Origin of the sequence: Aliidiomarina sp. B3213 (assembly GCF_003290085.1) — a bacterium.
Classification (GTDB): domain Bacteria; phylum Pseudomonadota; class Gammaproteobacteria; order Enterobacterales; family Alteromonadaceae; genus Aliidiomarina.
The window spans coordinates 620,646-636,961 of the sequence record NZ_QMKJ01000002.1 but is presented as its reverse complement, the minus strand read 5'-3'; the positions used below and the strand labels follow the sequence as shown (position 1 = coordinate 636,961).

Annotated in this window: 18 protein-coding genes; 14 read left to right on the top strand and 4 right to left on the bottom strand. The window is 45.7% G+C overall.

Features of this window, described 5'->3' with window-relative positions:
• The first annotated feature begins 3 nt into the window (after positions 1-3).
• The 4 genes from DQX04_RS08280 (at position 4) to DQX04_RS08265 (ending at position 4,040) form a co-directional block, all read left to right on the top strand.
• On the top strand, positions 4-1,431 hold the full coding sequence (locus DQX04_RS08280) for an ATP-binding protein (protein ID WP_111915417.1): 1,428 nt from the start codon (positions 4-6) through the stop codon (positions 1,429-1,431).
• Entirely contained in the window at positions 1,428-2,144 is a 717-nt protein-coding gene (locus DQX04_RS08275; RefSeq protein WP_111915416.1) for a response regulator, read from the top strand. Before DQX04_RS08280 ends, DQX04_RS08275 begins: the two co-directional genes overlap by 4 nt.
• 114 nt (positions 2,145-2,258) lie before the next feature.
• Positions 2,259-2,960, top strand: a complete 702-nt coding sequence (locus tag DQX04_RS08270) for an EF-hand domain-containing protein (protein WP_111915415.1) — start codon at positions 2,259-2,261, stop codon at positions 2,958-2,960.
• 102 nt (positions 2,961-3,062) lie between these two features.
• On the top strand, positions 3,063-4,040 hold the full coding sequence (locus tag DQX04_RS08265; protein ID WP_111915414.1) for a lipopolysaccharide assembly protein LapB: 978 nt from the start codon (positions 3,063-3,065) through the stop codon (positions 4,038-4,040).
• A gap of 78 nt (positions 4,041-4,118) precedes the next feature.
• Here DQX04_RS08265 and DQX04_RS08260 read toward each other — a convergent pair whose 3' ends face one another.
• Positions 4,119-4,493 (bottom strand): DUF805 domain-containing protein, encoded by a 375-nt coding sequence (locus DQX04_RS08260; RefSeq protein ID WP_111915413.1) that lies wholly within the window; start codon positions 4,491-4,493, stop codon positions 4,119-4,121.
• Positions 4,494-4,702: 209 nt separating this feature from the next.
• Here DQX04_RS08260 and DQX04_RS08255 point away from each other — a divergent pair, with 209 nt between their 5' ends.
• From DQX04_RS08255 to DQX04_RS08225, 7 genes are all read left to right on the top strand, one after another.
• On the top strand, positions 4,703-6,232 hold the full coding sequence (locus DQX04_RS08255; protein WP_111915412.1) for a YifB family Mg chelatase-like AAA ATPase: 1,530 nt from the start codon (positions 4,703-4,705) through the stop codon (positions 6,230-6,232).
• Between the two features lie 121 nt (positions 6,233-6,353).
• A complete protein-coding gene (locus DQX04_RS08250) occupies positions 6,354-7,454 on the top strand; it encodes a hypothetical protein (protein WP_111915411.1) in 1,101 nt (366 codons plus the stop codon).
• Positions 7,455-7,670: 216 nt separating this feature from the next.
• Positions 7,671-8,750, top strand: a complete 1,080-nt coding sequence (locus DQX04_RS08245; RefSeq protein ID WP_111915410.1) for a hypothetical protein — start codon at positions 7,671-7,673, stop codon at positions 8,748-8,750.
• Between the two features lie 102 nt (positions 8,751-8,852).
• Positions 8,853-9,257, top strand: a complete 405-nt coding sequence (locus DQX04_RS08240) for a hypothetical protein (protein ID WP_111915409.1) — start codon at positions 8,853-8,855, stop codon at positions 9,255-9,257.
• A gap of 4 nt (positions 9,258-9,261) precedes the next feature.
• Positions 9,262-9,687, top strand: a complete 426-nt coding sequence (locus DQX04_RS08235) for a hypothetical protein (RefSeq protein WP_111915408.1) — start codon at positions 9,262-9,264, stop codon at positions 9,685-9,687.
• 15 nt (positions 9,688-9,702) lie between these two features.
• Entirely contained in the window at positions 9,703-10,113 is a 411-nt protein-coding gene (locus DQX04_RS08230) for a hypothetical protein (RefSeq protein ID WP_111915407.1), read from the top strand.
• A 72-nt stretch (positions 10,114-10,185) separates the two neighbouring features.
• The gene (locus tag DQX04_RS08225; protein WP_111915406.1) at positions 10,186-10,824 is read left to right on the top strand and encodes a hypothetical protein; all 639 of its coding nucleotides are present in this window, start codon (positions 10,186-10,188) and stop codon (positions 10,822-10,824) included.
• Positions 10,825-10,833: 9 nt separating this feature from the next.
• On the opposite strand, the gene DQX04_RS08220 is transcribed toward DQX04_RS08225, so the two are convergent.
• Entirely contained in the window at positions 10,834-11,445 is a 612-nt protein-coding gene (locus tag DQX04_RS08220; protein ID WP_111915405.1) for a hypothetical protein, read from the bottom strand.
• A 198-nt stretch (positions 11,446-11,643) separates the two neighbouring features.
• On the opposite strand from DQX04_RS08220, the gene DQX04_RS08215 reads away from it, so the two are divergent.
• Genes DQX04_RS08215 through DQX04_RS08205 form a run of 3 tightly spaced genes read left to right on the top strand, consistent with a single transcriptional unit; the run spans position 11,644 to position 14,217 of the window.
• Positions 11,644-12,615: a PLP-dependent cysteine synthase family protein gene (locus tag DQX04_RS08215; RefSeq protein WP_111915404.1), complete on the top strand. Its 972-nt coding sequence runs from the start codon at positions 11,644-11,646 to the stop codon at positions 12,613-12,615.
• 10 nt (positions 12,616-12,625) lie between these two features.
• On the top strand, positions 12,626-13,798 hold the full coding sequence (locus DQX04_RS08210) for a cystathionine gamma-synthase (protein ID WP_111915403.1): 1,173 nt from the start codon (positions 12,626-12,628) through the stop codon (positions 13,796-13,798).
• Positions 13,798-14,217: a VOC family protein gene (locus tag DQX04_RS08205; protein WP_111915402.1), complete on the top strand. Its 420-nt coding sequence runs from the start codon at positions 13,798-13,800 to the stop codon at positions 14,215-14,217. The genes DQX04_RS08210 and DQX04_RS08205 overlap by 1 nt, the downstream gene beginning before the upstream one ends.
• Before the next feature lie 3 nt (positions 14,218-14,220).
• On the opposite strand, the gene DQX04_RS08200 is transcribed toward DQX04_RS08205, so the two are convergent.
• Positions 14,221-15,300: an alanine racemase gene (locus tag DQX04_RS08200; RefSeq protein WP_111915401.1), complete on the bottom strand. Its 1,080-nt coding sequence runs from the start codon at positions 15,298-15,300 to the stop codon at positions 14,221-14,223.
• On the bottom strand, positions 15,290-16,288 hold the full coding sequence (locus DQX04_RS08195; RefSeq protein ID WP_111915400.1) for a threonine/serine dehydratase: 999 nt from the start codon (positions 16,286-16,288) through the stop codon (positions 15,290-15,292). Before DQX04_RS08195 ends, DQX04_RS08200 begins: the two co-directional genes overlap by 11 nt.
• Positions 16,289-16,316: the final 28 nt, after the last annotated feature.

The following is a 16,316-nucleotide window of genomic DNA, read 5'->3' as shown; positions in this document are numbered from 1 at the left end:
TCGTTGTTCAAATTTAATATCCGTACACAATTATTTATTGCCATTGCAGGAACTGGACTGCTGCTTATTGCGTTGGTGCTGTTAGGAACGCGAAGCTTATTTATGCACAACTTCCAAGAGTACTTAGCAGCCCAAGAGCGTGAACGACTCACCCGCGTGGCTATTATTCTTGCTGACTACTACGAACAACAGCAACAGCGTTATGAAGAGCAAATTCAACGAGGTCGTTGGAGTCCCGAACAAGAAATTACGCCCACGAGCTTATGGCGCGAAGCGCTCAGTAATTTGCAGCGAGACCTGATTATTAACCCTGAGCGCTTCAGTGCAGAGTCGCAGCTTTCTTTTGTCGAGTTAAATTTATATACCCCAGCGGGGAACCGAATATTTGGTCCCGAAATTAACGACCCCGTCACTATTCCTATACTCGTTGGTGAGCAAGTTACAGGGCTTTTAAGTACAGTTCGCCCCACTGGAGCTACCGGACCTATAGATGCGGTTTTTGCTCGACAACAGGGTAGTGCACTGCTCTATGCCGGTGGCATCGCCATTTTAGTTGGCGGTTTTGTAGCTTGGCTATTAAGTATTTGGTTTAGGAGACGAATTCGAGCTTTGGCAGACGTAAGTCAGGCTTTGGCGCAAGGAAACTATGGAGCACGTGCAGAACCGAAAGGTCACGACGAACTGTCCGAGCTTGGTGTCGATATGAATAAGCTTGGTGCGGCGCTGGAGAGCGCACAGGAGCAGCGCCAACGCATGTTGGCAGACATCGCGCACGAACTGAGAACACCATTGACGGTTTTGCAAGGTGAAATAGAGTCAGTACAAGACGGTATTCGGGTTGCAGACAATGCGCACCTTGCTCGGTTGCATCACCATGTAACGCATTTAACTCGCTTGGTGAACGACCTACATCAGTTGGCCCAGTCGGACGCTGGCGCGTTAAATTACGAGTGGCAAACCATTGAGTTGAGCAGCTTTGTAAAGGCGATTTGGCAAGATTATCAAGTACGTTTCACTGCAAAGCAGTTAAATGCACAAGCGACATGGCCAGAGCAAACAATAGATATTCTTGGAGACATGGACCGTTTATGCCAAGCACTAAACAATATTATTTCTAATAGTGTTCGATATACCGAGTCGCGTGGCGAGGTTCAGTTGTCATTGTCGGTGAATGAAGACGCGGTAGAGGTGGTACTCGAAGACTCTGCTCCGGGGCTTAACGCTTCCCAATGTGAATTATTGGGTGAGCGATTGTATCGCCCTGATTCTGCCAGAAGCAGAGCAGAGGGAGGGAGTGGTTTAGGTTTGGCAATTACCAAAGCCATTATTAAAGCGCATCATGGAAGTATAGAGTTTGAACCGTCTTCATTGGGCGGTGTCCGAGTCACCATTCAGTTACCACTTCATTCAACCTCGAGAACAACAAGATGAGCCAAGCGTTAATATGGGTAGTAGACGACGAGCCAGACATTCGTGAAATTATGCGCGACTACCTCAAGCATCATGATTATCAAACGGAAGAGTTTGAGTCGGGAGATGCCATGCTAGAGGCGCTTGAGCGAGGCGGAAAGCCAGACTTAGTGTTGTTAGATGTAATGATGCCTGGAAAAGACGGCTTTGAAGTGTGCCAAAAGTTGCGTGCGACAAGCCAAGTGCCCGTTCTCTTTTTAAGTGCGCGCAATGACGAATTAGATAAAATTCTGGGTTTGAAACTAGGCGCAGATGAATATTTGGTTAAACCTACCAGCCCAAGGGAAATTGTTGCTCGAGTTGAAGCCATGTTGCGCCGTATGTCTTGGTCGAAGTCGTCGGAAGATACGAGTAACGCAGCCGAAGGTATTCTTTGCCATTCTATTTTTGAACTCGACCAACAGGCGATGGAGCTGCGCATTGAGGGCAAACCACTGGTGCTGACCCGAGTTGAGTTTCGCTTAGTAAAAATGTTGATGTCACAGCCTGGCAGGGTTTACCCAAGAGAAACATTGGTTGAAGGTGCTTACGAAGATCACCGTATAGTGAGTGACCGAACCGTAGATAGTCATATTAAAAATATTCGTTCTAAAATAGAGAAGTTGGTGCGCGGAGCCGATCCAATACAGTCTATTTATGGTGTGGGATATAAGTGGCTCGAGAATAAAAACTAATTCTCCACACTTTCTCCATATTTTGAACAAACTCGCTCCATAGTGTTAGTCCATGATAAGCCGTGTGAGATGAAACATTCCCTGTGAAGGGCGTTCCCCTAAAGGAGAGAAGTGATGAAAAAATTAACCCAATACTTAGTGCCACTTACACTGGCTTCAATTGTAACTTTGCCTGCTTGTGCACAAGTTCCAGCCGCTGAACAAACGGAGCGTGCTGAAGCGCAAGAACGCGCGGAACACCGTGAAGCCCACCGAGCTGTATGGTTTGAGCATATCCATGGTGAAAGCGACGGTGAGATGCCTCATCCTCCGCGCCCACCTCGTGCAGGGGCTCCGCATATTATGGAGCAGGTAACGATTGTGCGCCGCGAAGCCCTGGAAGAGCAATTTAATGAATTTGACTTAGACAACGACGGCTATGTGAACGTGAACGAGCTGAAGGAAGTTATGGAACGTCAAGCTCGAGAAAAGGCGGAAGCCTTGTTCACCCGACTCGACCAAGACGGTACAGGTATGGTTGACCAACAAGCGTTCATTGATAACATTCATGGATTTCGTGTGATCGACCGTGAACGAATTCGAGCTCGCGCAGAGGCTGCAAGAGAAATGCACGAAGAAGCACGCCGTAGAATGGAAGTGATTATCCATGATGAGAATGGCGAGCGCGTTGTGGAAGAGCGTATTTTTGGACCAATGCCAGAAGGTGAGTACGAGTTATTTATTGAACGAGAGTTTTCTGGAGAAGTTGAGATAGAAGCTGACGTGGTAGAAGTTGAAGAGGAAGCAGAAGAAGAAGGTTCTGGAAACGGCTCTTAAGAACTTCAGAAACATTTTTATACATAATAAAACGGCATCTTTGGGAACAGAGATGCCGTTTTTGTGTCTTAATGTGCTTAGAACATATAACAAGGACTATTTATGACGTTTTTGACGAGACTTTGTCTTACTTTAAGCTTAGCTATAGCTGTTTGGGCAGCGCCAAGCCACGCCCAATCTATTTCTATGGATTTTGACACTAGTGAAACTTATGAGTCGGTGTTAACTGCGGCAACCAATGGCGACATCGACGAAGCCGAAACGTTAATGGAGCGTTTAGAAAGAGAGCATGAAGGCACGGCGGAGTATCATTTTGTGCTCGGGCAAATTGATATGTTCAAAATTAATGAAGCGTCGGCATTTCGCGCGCCCTTTATAGCACGCAGCATGCGCAAAAACTGGGAGCAGGCGTTGGAAATCGACCCTAATTTCGAGCCGGCAGCCTTTAGTTTAGGTATGTTTTATGCTGCGGCTCCAGGAATTGTTGGCGGCGATAAAGACAAAGCGCGAGAATTGCTGGCGCGTTTAGAAGAGATGGACAGTGACTACCAGCATCCGTTCAATGTTGCCATGATAGGGCTAGCTGATGCTGAAACAGAAGAGCAGCAAGCGCAACGCAACAATGATTTAGCTGCCGCATTCGATGAATGGGCCGTAGCTATGCCTAACGAGCTTTCACCTCGTGTGTCTGCAGCTTCTCTACATATTAATGAGAAAAACTGGGAGCAAGCTGAGCGTTACTTGAAAGAGGCCGACGACATTATTGCTCAAGACGAGACGTTGGAGAAATCGGAGATTTATAGTGTCGATTACCAGTGGGGCAAATATGCAGCTGAGTCTGGCTTAGCTTTAGAAAAGGGGCGCGACAGACTACTAGCGTTAATACAGCTTGAAGAGCACCCAGAAGGTTTACGTGAAGGATACAGCCACTTTAGGCTGGCGCAAATATTCAACCACTTGAATCTAGAGCAGGCAAAAGACCTTCATTTAGTAAAAGCTCAAGAACTAGCAAGTGAAGATGAGCAACTGCAAACTGCTATTGATGAGTTTCTTCTAGAGAACCAAAATATTGCAGGCTAAGCGTTGAACCGATAATAAAAAGCGACTCGCGTACTGAAACGGAGTCGCTTTTTTAATGGCTAAAATTTGGCGCTAAACTTAAACGGTTTCAATCTCTTTCGGATTAGGTCCGTATTGGTTCTCGCCAGGTGTACTGTCGGAGACAAAGAAGATAATGAGTACAATAGCCCCAATAAAAGGAATAAGTGCGATAAGTAGCCACCAACCGCTTCTAGAGGTGTCATGCAATCTACGTACGGCAACCGCGATGGCAGGAATAAGAACGGCTAAGCCATATATAACCCCTAAAGTTCCGAATCCCATTTCTGGATTATAGGTGCCTGTCATACGATCCACGAGCATCAGAACAATGCTAGCAATGACATTGAACAAATAGAAAAACCAGTATTCTTTTCTACGCGCTCGACCGCTAAACACTGCGTATTTTTTTAATACTCCAATGTAATAGTCCATATTTCCTCTTTATGTTGTTGTATTTATATGGTTTAACTTCTCAGAATGCACCTTGCAGTATAGACCATTAAATTGCGTTGGGAGTGTCTGTGAAATTTCCTAGAGAACTTTAAAGTCAGACTAAAATTCATCTATTAACTAGCAAAGTCACATGCCTCATTTAGCTTCTTACCACTACGCTTAGTGTAAACAAAACACAAGGAGGTGTTATGGGATTTGCGGTGATGCTTTGTCGGGCGCAGCAAGGTATGGAAGCGCCAGAAGTTCGGGTAGAAGTGAATGTAGGTAAGGGGCTGCCAAGTTTTCAAATTATTGGAATGCCAGAAACTACCGTACGTGAAGCGAAAGACCGAGTACGTACGGCAATTCAGAATAGTGGCATTCCCTTTCCTGTAGCCAAAATTACGGTAAATCTTTCACCTGCAGAGTTGCCTAAGCAGGGAGCGCGGTTTGACCTAGCTATTGCCCTTGGAATTCTTGCCGCGGAAGAAGAATGGACTCTGCCGACTGAGCCATTAGAGTATTATGGTGAGTTAGCTTTGAATGGTTGTATTCAGCATGTTCCTGGGTTGTTGCCCGCTCTAGTACAAGGGCAAAAGCACAACCGCGCAGCTATGATTCCAGCCGAAAATAAGGCTGAAGCCGCGTTATTACAAAAAGCGAAAGTATACGCGCTCGATAATCTATCTCAGGCTATAGCCCATGTTACCGGCATGGAAAAACAAACACCGCTAAAGCCGCAGGCGATAACCCCAAAACCACAAACGCAGGCAAATCTGTCGGACGTTCATGGCCAAGCCCTTGCTAAACGGGCGTTGGTTATAGCGGCTAGTGGCGGTCATCACGTTCTATTTGTCGGCCCGCCTGGCACTGGGAAAACCATGTTGGCAAAGCGTTTAATTGGTTTATTACCCTTGCTCAATGAGGAAGAAGCACTTGAAGTTGCCGCCATAAAGTCGTTAACGGGCCAGCCATTTAATCTTGCTGACTGGCGCCACAGGCCTTTCCGGGCTCCTCATCATTCTTGTTCGGGAACTGCATTGGTGGGTGGTGGTTCAATTCCCAAACCGGGAGAAATCTCACTTAGCTCAAATGGATTAATTTTCTTAGACGAACTTACTGAAATTCCAAGGCATATATTAGACACATTACGAGAGCCAATGGAGTCGGGAGAAGTTCATATTAGCAGGGCTAAAATGCAAGCTACGTTTCCCGCGAAGTTCCAATTTATTGGTGCGCTAAACCCTTCACCGTGCGGTCATTTCGACGGAAGCTTAAGCTCTGCTAGAGCAACGCCCGACCAAATTCTGAAGTATTTAGGCAGAATTTCTGGGCCGTTTCTAGACCGAATCGACCTTCAAGTTGAAGTGCCAAGACAACCTGACGCGTTAAAGCGAAGTTCAGAGCGAACTATAGCGCCGGAAGACACTTCTGAGTATTGGGCGGAGCGAGTAGCAACTGCTCATGGCAAACAGCTGCAAAGACAAAACTGTTTGAACAGTGCGCTAAAAGGAAAAGAATTAGACAATTACTGTGCCTTAAGTGAAAAGGACCATGATTATTTGGTGACTGCAATGGAAAAGTTGCAGCTGTCTCATCGTGCGTATCATCGCACTTTGCGGCTTGCTCGAACTATTGCGGATTTGGAAGGCTCGCATGCAATTGAGCGTATGCATATAACCGAAGCTATGAGCTACCGCGCCCTCGATAACTTGCTTAATCGTTTAAAGGAGTTTTGACAATTTTAGACAATCTATTGGTGAGAATTGGTTCCGGATTGTCCAGGTACTCCTTATATTAAAGTTGTTAACATTATTTTAATAAAAGTCCGAAATTAATCAGAAATACAGGAGTATAGTGATGAAAACTAGGATGGCCGTCTGCTTATTGGCACTTTTTTCCATAACCGGATGCTTTGATGATGACAAGCAACAACTTGATGACCAGCAAGAACTGGTGATCTCAGACACCGAGTTGAGCTTACGGTCTGAGTTCTCAGCGCAGGATTACTTAGAAGATCCCGGTTTTGTTTATTATACATCGGGCAATGGCGTTGAAATCGTTTATAACACGGAGTTTTTTGCTTATCGCTTCGGTAGCTCTGAAGAATGGACAGTCGAGTTAGAAAGCGATTACGAGGTGTATAGAATAGGAGTTATTAGTTCTCAACATTGGGTCAGATCAGGGATCGCCCCCGGAGGATCATATTTTGACCGCGAGGTCGCTCTTGAAGAAACAAGAGACGGGGGAGCAACGTGGAATGAGGTGGATGTTAACGAGGAAGATTTGAATTTAGGTACTGTTCGGTACGACTGGCGGTTTGCATATGACTTTGCAAATAACCGTTTATTTGCCACAAACAATAATAATCTAATGGTTGCTGATTTACCCATCGAGAATTTCACCTTGCTAGATGATTCCCCATGGTATGACGGTTGGGGAGACTTGATTCAACACCAGAGCAGAGATGAGATTTGGCTAATCGGTACTTTGGATATAATGACGATTGGTGGAACACCCGTTGATACCGCGTATGTAAGAAAGTTTTCTGTTTCAGATGGCGTTTCGCTTACTGACATGACAGATAGAATTGGTATGTCTCGAGTATCCCAAGGGTTGATTTTGAACAACCATCCAGATGTAGTTTTGGTGCTTGGCTCTGATGGTGTGGTGAGAACGGAAGATGGAGGTTCAAGTTGGGTGTCCATTTTAGAGTCGGCAAGCTCTTTGTCACAATCAACTAATGGCGACAGAATTTTTGCTTTAAACCACCCGGAAGATGGAAAAGTTGAAATCTATTGTAGCCAAGTATTAGGTGACAGTTGGGTACGTAGCTATATATCGGGGCCGGCTGATGTCGAGGGGTATCGAATGTACAGCAAGGGCGATGAATTGACTTTGATAGCTCGGGGAGGACGCGTTTTTTCACTTCCTATGTCTGATGTCCCATGTAATCTTTAAAGTTTAACCCCAGGGAGGGGGCTCGCCAGAACTTAGCTCTTCTCACAGAAGCTATGAGCTATCGAGCGCTAGATACCTTGCTGAACCAACTGAAGGCGCTTTGACAAGATCATACATATCTTGAATGTATTTTGTCGTTATCGGGTATAGAGTTATGTTTGAATCGTGTCGTCTTGATTCGAAGGAATGATTAGATTTCAAAGAGGAGAAATAACGATGAATTTCAAAGTACTCGCTTGTACCTTGCCTGCCATAATTCTAATGGGTTGTATCAATGACAGTGAGAGAACCGTCAAGGATAGCCAAGAAAGCTTGTCCCTTACACCTGTTCTGTCCTCTGCAGAATTAACCGAAGGAGCAAGCATTAATGGGTATATTGCCAAAGACGGTGTCGAGCTTGTTTACGGTCTTGGTGTTCTAGCTTCTCGTGTTGACGGTGGAGACTGGACAATTGAGACTTCAAATAACTTTTACGGGTTTGGTGCTGAGATCGTTGATTCTCAGCATTGGATATTTGGTGTTGCAAGATCAGCATCAGATGGAGCAAGTAGTGCTCGTCGAGTGGTAGAGCAAACTATTGATGCAGGTACGACTTGGAGTTCGGTTGATGTTGCAGTGGATTTGGACGCTTATGACTTTGTCGGCGGGTTCGCGTACGACTACAACCAAGATCAATTATTTACCAGTGTTGATTTAGGTTTGGCGGTAACAACTCTGCCCAATCTAGAGTTTGAGATGCTTTCTGAGGTAAGCGACTTTCCTAATGACTCAGTAAAACTGTTGCTAAATCCCAACCGAGATGAATTGTGGATGATTGGTGCGTTAGGCATTGCATCGGGGGGCGGTTCTGTAGATACCGCATACGTAAAGCGCTTTGATTTATCCGAGTCTCCGATTGGTACAGATGATTTTTCAGAGGCTGTTGAATTTTCTACGGTGTATGGTGGATTAATTTACTCAAACGACCCAGATGTAGTGCTGGTTTCTGGCTCTGGCGGGATTATGAGAACAGAAGACGGAGGAGCCAATTGGCGTCATGTTCTCAAAAACAGGAATATCCATAATGTGGTGGAGTCTGAATCTGGTGACCGCATATACACCGCATACTTAGAAAACGAACATGTAAAAGTCGCGTGCAGCGAGTCGATGGGCAACCGCTGGACTGCTAGCACTGTAGATACAGATTCAGCTGTTGGTGTAACACTAATCGAGCGTAACGGGGATAAGCTGATACTCGGTTTTGACAGGGAAAGCCTACACGCTGTTGCCTTGTCTGATATACCATGTGAACGCTAAGTATTAACACCTTATCGGGTGTATTCGCCAAAACTCAGCTCTTAGACTATGCTTTTTAGGTTGTTGAAAAAAATAACCTAAAGCCGAGAGAGCTGAGTTTTCATGTTTAAGTATTTGTCCGTCATTCCCCTTGTCGCAGTCTTAATCTACTCCCCTGCAAAAGCTCAAGAAAACGAAACACTGGAAATCGCCGTGGAATATTATGATTTCATAAGCGATACAATGGCTTTTGGTAATGTTATTGGCAATTATTGTAGCGAGCATGTTGAGGGAGATACGGAGGCAGCTTCCCTAGCAAAACAATCTGCCCAGACCATAATGTACGTTATCAATTCTTCTCTCCCCCCTTTTAAAAAGAATCCGATTATCACAAGTACTCAAAACAAAATTGTGGATTTTGAGGAAATGGTAAATAACACCAGTGGTTGCAGAATTGAAGACTACCGAATGATCTCGGGAATTCTTGATGACATCAAGCTAGCGGTCGATAGGGCAGAGGAGAGTTAACACTATGGGTAAATCTTTATTCGTTATAGCACTATCATTAGGTTTAGTAAGTATTCCACTCGCTGCAAAGACCAAGGGCCAACCAGGCATAGAAATTACACCAGAGACAAGTGAGCAAATCGTCGACTGGATAGCTCACGGTAGAAATGTGGGATGGAAGTGTGAGCATTTTCATATGAATGACATTCCCGGAGCGAGTGAACTTGAAGAAATGGGAATGAATACGTTTATTCGTATGAGAGATACCACGTTTGATCCTGAACTCACCGATGATATTGCAGAGAGAGCCCGGGTTAGAATTCGTTATCTTCAATATCAACTTCCAACTAACTTCGACTTTGGCCAATGCGCACAAGACGAGATAGCAAAATTTGAAAGTCAACTCATGCAAGTTAACGCAGCATTAGATCGTGCGGAATCAACCCAATAAAAGCGAGAAAGTAAAATGAGAACATGGTTTTTTGTATTAATTATTGCCGTTACTTGCGGCTTAAGTTTGCCTACAGAAGCCCGCCAGAAAGGCGGACGCGTACAATTAGTTGAAAGCAATTTTGAATATATTATTCAAACCCTAGCAACGGCAGACCTTGCCGCGGGAAGATGTCAACATGCGATTGGATCAGGTGACAACGCAGAACAGCTTTCCGAAGTTACTTTGGCTACACTTATAAACATTCGAGACTCATCTCTAAGTGAGAATGTGAGAGTTACCTTGTTTAACGGCACGCTACAACGTGCGCGCGACCCTCAATTTCAGCAGACGTTCCAAGCGAGTTATTGCGAACCTAATAATATGGTGGACTTAACCGGAAAGGTTCTTGAAATTAATGACGCGGTGAACAGGGAAACTCGTTAGCAACTAGCTTGCCTCTATTTAAAACTATCGGTAGCCTTGAGGTCGATTTGACGTAACTCATGAGGTTTCAGTATGCCTATTCAGCAACGAATTGGTTGGATTGCTGCCGCAGTATTGGCATTAACATTACCTATTTGGTTAGACGCCGTATTAGCCCCAGGCGATAGCTTAACTATTTGGACATGGAGCGACGCACGCGCGACAGTAGAGCGCGGTATTGCGATTCTTTTTGTTGTATCTGCATTTGTTGGCTACCTGTTTTTTAGAAAAGCAGCAAAAGATTGGAAGGAATGGAAAGCGATTCGTTTCGGCTTAGGTATGTGGAGCGCTCTTGTCATTTTATTTTCTGGCTCGACGTTTTATTTATTCGGTATCAGTGTGCAGTCTGAAGCGGCGAGTTATGAAAGAGATAATTTTGTTGTACGTACCATTCAGTCCGAGGCAGTTGATGGCACTTCCCACTTTGTCACCGTGATGAGCTGTGAGCGTAAAATCACTTCGCAAACGGTTATTTACTTAGACGAATTCACGGGTGGAAATGGCGCGGGCTTCCGTGAAAGTGACGAGGAAGAAAGCATCTTATTCATTGACTACACCAATGAAGGTCGGGTGTTGAATACCACCTCGTTCGACTTAGACAGTCTTTACAATCAATGTGTGTCGGGAAGTTCACCACGCCCGAACCCAAATGCAGTTGGTTCAGGCGCGTAAAACATATCTCTAGTCAAAATTGTACTGGTAGTTATCTTCCCAGCCCCAAGGTGCCGGTGGCGCTTCAACAGGCTGGGAAAGATCGACTTCTACTTGGAAGTCACGATTTTCTCTAAGCAGCCTATAGTTCATCGTTGTTGGTGTTGGGAAGCTGACAATCCACGTATTGTCGATTGAGGCGCTTAATCCTGTTTCTGAAAACATTTGTTTACTGAAATCGTCGGCAGGGAAAGACTGCTCAGTTGCTGTGCCCGCTGTGTAAGACGTGCCGCCATACCAAGTTACTGGGTCGTGCGTGCCGTCTTCATGGCGGTGATCGTGCTTGAGCTGTAAACCTAACGTAGTTTGCGTGAATACCCACGTACGCGAATGGTTGTCGCCCACATGCAATGGCACACGAATCCGGTCGTCTTGGCATTCTCTAATTTCAATGACGATGCGAGAATTCATCCAAGTTTGGTCTGTTTCCGGATTACCTTTCACCACCTCGCCTTCATAAGCGTTACCGCAATGTTCTGCTAACGTGTCGAAAAACACTTGTTGTGGGTCTGGGTCGGCAGGCGTGCAGCCAATGACCAAAGCTGACAGTGCGGTAAAAGAAAGTGTTGCTAGCGCTCGCATTATAAATTCCTCTGATTATTCTATTTTGTGGTTATGTTAACTTGAATTAAGAACAAGCCAAATGTTTTTGAATAGTTAAGGCGAAAACGTTCTAGCATAGAACTCAGTTGAATGGCTTGTTTGTTGCCGCTTTAGTATCATACGCAGCAAATTTGTACCATATATATACCGGAAACGTATTTTTCAAAAGGTTTGCACATGAATGTTTATCAAAATGCACTAGAAATGATCGGAAACACTCCGATGATGCGAGTGAGTAATATCGACACAGGTCCTTGTGAGCTGTACTTGAAACTTGAAACGGCAAACCCAGGGCTGTCGATTAAAGACCGCATTGCGGTTTACATGATCGATGAAGCCGAAAAGCAGGGCAAGATTAAGCCAGGCGACACGCTTATTGAAGGTACTGCAGGTAATACCGGTTTAGGGTTGGCCATTGTTGCAGCCCAGCGTGGTTACAAACTGATTATTGTTCTACCCGACAAGATGAGTCGTGAAAAACTTTACAACCTAAAAGCTTTGGGTGCAGAAGTAATTGAAACTCGCTCAGACGTGCAAAAAGGTCACCCTGAGTATTACCAGGATTTAGCCGAGCGTTTGTCGAAAGAGCGCGGTGCGTATTACATCAATCAATTTGAAAATCCGGCGAATGTGAAAGCTCATTACGAAACTACTGGTCCTGAAATTTGGCAGCAAATGGACGCTAAGCTCGACGCTTTCGTATGTGGTGTTGGCTCAGGCGGCACGTTAAGCGGTGTGGGTAAATACCTGCGCGAACAGAAGCAAGACATTGATTTGGTACTAGCTGATCCAGACGGTTCAATTCTTGCGCCATTGGTGAACGAAGGTAAAGACGTTGAAGCCGGCAGCTGGCGCATTGAAGGTATTGGCGAGGACTTTATTCCAGTAATTTGCGACATTGAACTTGCAGGAAAGGCTTACGCCATTTCAGACCGTGAAAGTTTAGAAACTTCACGCGAAGTACTTCGTAAGGAAGGCATTATGGTTGGGTCTTCAAGCGGTACGCTCATTGCGGCTGCTTTGCGCTATTGCCGTGAACAAACCGAACCTAAGCGTGTCGTTACACTAGCTTGTGACACGGGCGCACGTTACTTATCTAAACATTTCAACGACGAGTGGATGGCCGCTCAAGACTTTGGCGACGAATAAGAGGTAAACCATGCAAGATACATCTAAATTGGCATTCGCAACACGCGCAATTCATGGTGGCCAAGAGCCAGAGCCTGTTACAGGAGCTGTGATGCCTCCTATCGTGACCAGCTCAACTTATATTCAGAAAAGTCCGGGCGTGCATGCAGGGTTTGAATACTCGCGGTCCCATAACCCTACGCGTTTCGCTTGGGAGCGCGCGGTAGCCAACCTTGAAGGTGGGCGCAACGGTTATGCGTTTGGCTCTGGCATGGCAGCTACATCTACGATTCTGGAAATCCTAGATTCGGGCGATCATGTTGTTGCGATGGACGACTTATACGGCGGTAGCTTCCGCTTGTTTGACAAAGTTCGTGAGCGCTCAGCGGGTTTGCAATTCTCATACGTTGACTTGGCGGACTTAGAAGCGGTTAAGGCTTCTTTGCGCCCTGAAACACGCATGATTTGGGTAGAAACACCAAGTAACCCAATGTTAAAGCTGGTAGATATTAAAGCTATCGTGGAGATTGCACGCGCGCACCGTGAAGACATGATTGTCGTGGTCGACAATACTTTTGCGACGCCATATAACCAGCGTCCATTAGATTTAGGTGCAGACATTGTGATGCACTCAGCAACCAAATACTTGAACGGCCACTCAGACATGGTAGGTGGTGTAGCGGTTGTAGGTGAGCGCGAAGACTTAATTGAGCAAATGACCTTTTTGCAGAACTCAGTAGGCGCAATTGCAGGACCATTCGACAGCTACCTTGCGCTTCGTGGTTTAAAAACATTGGCGTTAAGAATGCGCCAACACAACGAAGCAGCCCTAGAAATTGCGAAGTGGCTTGAGGCTCATCCGAAAGTTCGTAAAGTGGTTCATCCTGGCTTAGAAAGTCACCCACAACATGAGCTTGCGAAATCGCAAATGAGTGGATTTGGCGGCATGATTTCAATTTTCTTGGAAGGCGATATTGAAAGTGCTCGCAAATTCCTAGAAGCAGTAGAAATCTTTGCACTTGCTGAAAGCTTGGGTGGCGTGGAAAGTTTAATCGAACACCCTGCAATTATGACTCACGCTTCAATTCCGAAGGAAAACCGAGAGAAGCTTGGCATTCATGACAACTTCGTTCGTATTTCTGTTGGTATAGAAGAAACGGCAGACTTGATCGCTGACTTGGAACAAGCGCTAGGAGCGTTTTAATGTCTGTTCGTCCTTTTCATTTGGCGATTCCAGTTAAAGACCTAGACAACGCGCGTAAGTTTTACGCGCAAGTTCTAGGTTGTGAGCAAGGGCGCTCTTCCGACCATTGGATTGACTGGAACTTTTACGGGCACCAGCTTGTTACCCATGTAGCACCAGAGCGCGTGCAACCACCTGCCAATAATGCTGTAGACGGACACGCAGTCCCTGTGCCGCATTTCGGTGTAGTGTTAGATATGGAAACATGGGAAGCATTAGCTGAACGCGTGAAAGCTGCGGGTATTGAGTTTGTGATAGAACCCTATATTCGTTTTAAAGGACAACCTGGCGAGCAAGCCACAATGTTCTTTTACGACTATTGCGGCAATGCGCTTGAGTTCAAAGCGTTTGCAGACTTGGACCAGTTGTTTGCGAGCTAACCTTTAGTCGTCAAAGCAAATAAACTCGCCCATAGCTGACATAGTTAAGCAGGAATGGGCGGGTACAATAACCAGCATATCCCCAAGCTTTAAGTCTTTGATCATGGTTTTAGGCAAATGAATTTTGCCATGCTCTTGTGACAATCCTTTGATGTAGGCGTCGCCTACTGGAGCTCCCCAGCCATTTTCGGTGGTATGCATGACTTGCCCAAATACTTTTTGGCCGTTCATTTCAGCAGAGTCTTTAGAAAAGTGCACTGCGCCACCGTGAACTACGACTTCTTCCCGTTCTGGGTAACGGGCGATAACAGGGCATGCAACCGCTAGTGCTATGTCATTCCAATCACAACTACCAATCAGTTTTTGCTGTAGGTCGTAAAATACATAGTTGCCGGGGCGTATTTCAGTTGCACCCGGAAAAGTCGACATTTGGCTACAAGTTGGCGTATCACCAATGGAAACGCGAAGTGGTTCGCCTTGCCAGTCCATCATGTCGAGCAACTCTTTTAGCCGGTGCGAGCTTTCTTGGTGAACACCTTGAATATCTTTTAAGCCATGCGCGAGATAACTATGACCGCTATGAACCATTAAACCGAGCTGATTGACTTGTTTATGCGCTTGTAAGGCGTCCAACAACCGCTTAATTCTGCCATATTGCTGCCAATGTATACCTGTTCGGCCGTAACCGGTGTCTACTTCGACACTTACCGCTACCTTATGGCTAAGGTGAGAGAGTAGTTCAAGGGTGTCTTCGTGTTCAATAGAGAGCGTAAGGTTCACTTTACTGGCTAGATTGTTTAAAGCTGGAAGCTCTCTCGGATTTACAGGTATAGCGATATGAATATCTCGCCAGCCCGCACTAGCAAACTCATTTGCCATTTTTAATGATGACACGGCGATAGGCGTGGTTTCTGGTGTGCCGAACCATTTGCCAATAATTGTAGACTGGTGTGTTTTGAAGTGTGGGCGAAGTTGTACTTGTGCTGCTTCAGCTTTTGCCTTCATGCTCTCAATATTACGCTTCGCTCTCGTTCTGTTGACGAGTACCGTAGGACCCGTAAGAGTTGACCAATTAAGTTTCATGAGGCGACTCCAACTTGTCTACATGCCAGGGCAGGCGTGCTATGTCTACGTTACCACCGCTAATAATAAGGCCAATACGCTGCTTTTGAAATTGCGCTTTGTGTTTAATCACCGCTGCAAGAACCGTTGCTGAAGAAGGTTCAATGACCACTTTAAGTTCCTGCCAAATAAGGTACATTGCTTCGACTATTTCTTCTTCGGTTATGCACAAAATGTCTTTTACGAATGACTGGATGACTTCAAATGGATATTCACCAAGCCTAGTAAGTAAGCCGTCGCAGATACTTTTTAAACCTTTTTCTTTTTGAATTGCGCCTTTCTGTAACGACTCCCAAGCGTCATTTACATTTACGGGTTCAGCACCAAACACTGGAATGTCCTGGCTGTGACCAACCATGCAAGTTCCGGCAAGCAAGCCGCCACCGCCGACCGGAGCGACTAACGCATTTAAGTCTGGCACGGCTTTAATTAACTCTAATGAAGCCGTTGCTTGCCCTGCAATAATAGTAGGGTGATTGTAGGGCGGTATAAAAATTTCACGACTGTGTTGTTGTTGCTCTTCCACGAAAGCGTCTCGCGCTGCCATACCGAGTTCAAGTTCGGTAATTTTTGCGTGATAACGCTGCATGTTTTGCTTTTTAACCCGTGGTGCGTTCTTTGGAACGCCCACATGAACCGGAATACCAAGTTTTTCCCCAGCGCAAGCCAGTGCCGCGCCATGGTTCCCAGAAGACACCGTATAAACACCAGCTTTGCGTTGTTCGCTGTTGAGCTGCAGTAGTGCATGGCAAGCGCCACGAAACTTAAATGCGCCGGTGCGCTGTAAGTTTTCACATTTAAAATAGAGTTTGGCACCCACAAGCTCGTTAATGCCTCGGCTCGTTAACACAGGCGTGCAATGGATATGCGGAGCAATAAGTTGCTCAGCTTGATATATCGTTTGCAGGTTGAGTGCGTCGACACCTGCTGCATGTTGCCAACCAGTCAAGTTTTTTACCCCATGTTTATGGTGCGGT